Source organism: Shigella sp. FC1544 (assembly GCF_001722145.1).
GTDB classification, from domain to species: domain Bacteria; phylum Pseudomonadota; class Gammaproteobacteria; order Enterobacterales; family Enterobacteriaceae; genus Escherichia; species Escherichia coli.
Map to the genome: position 1 here is coordinate 1 of NZ_MECT01000409.1, position 581 is coordinate 581.

General features: G+C 47.5%; 1 protein-coding gene and 1 pseudogene. One reads left to right on the forward strand and one right to left on the reverse strand.

Translation table 11 applies throughout. The annotated features are described in order from the left end of the window. Positions 1-238, reverse strand: a 238-nt coding sequence (locus tag BGK49_RS17260; RefSeq protein WP_032335914.1) for a transposase, incomplete at its 3' end; no start/stop codon positions are given. 59 nt (positions 239-297) lie between these two features. Between BGK49_RS17260 and BGK49_RS17265 the strand changes: the two are divergent. Next, a pseudogene (locus tag BGK49_RS17265) lies at positions 298-486 on the forward strand (autotransporter outer membrane beta-barrel domain-containing protein); the annotation flags it as partial. Positions 487-581 lie beyond the last annotated feature (95 nt).

A 581-nucleotide genomic window follows, 5' to 3' on the forward strand; every position in this document is an offset into this window, starting at 1 on the left:
CAAGGCGAGCTTCATTTAACGCCTTACGCAGTTGCAGAATTTCAGATTCCAGTTCAGCCACCGTGCGGGAACCAGGAGTACCGAGCCCTTTTCTGGCGGCGGTAACCCATTGTCCTAAAGTGCCTTCAGGAAGGGATAATCGGGAAGCGCCTTCACTGATCGAAAGTTGATTTTCAAGAACCGTTCTGACAGCTTCGGCTTTGAACTCTTTAGAGTAACGTTGGTTTTTTCTGCTCATTATTAGCTCCTTCTGATACCATTCTATTTCAGGAAGGAGTGTCCGTTAAACTCAGGCTACCTCAGAAGACTGGCGCTATCCGCGAGTTTTCAGGGGATACCGAATATCTGTTGAACAACTCCCGGGAGAAGTACAGTTTCAAAGGTAATGGCTGGAATAACGGCGTGGGAGTCAGTGCACAGTATAACAAACAGCACACATTCTACCTCGAAGCGGATTACACGCAGGGTAACCTCTTTGATCAGTGAAGTGGTCAACAAAAACTGGCCACCGAGTTAGAGTTTTTCCAGTATCGATTTTCCGATTCGTTTGGGGGTAACCCACCGTTATATTCGTGCGGTCT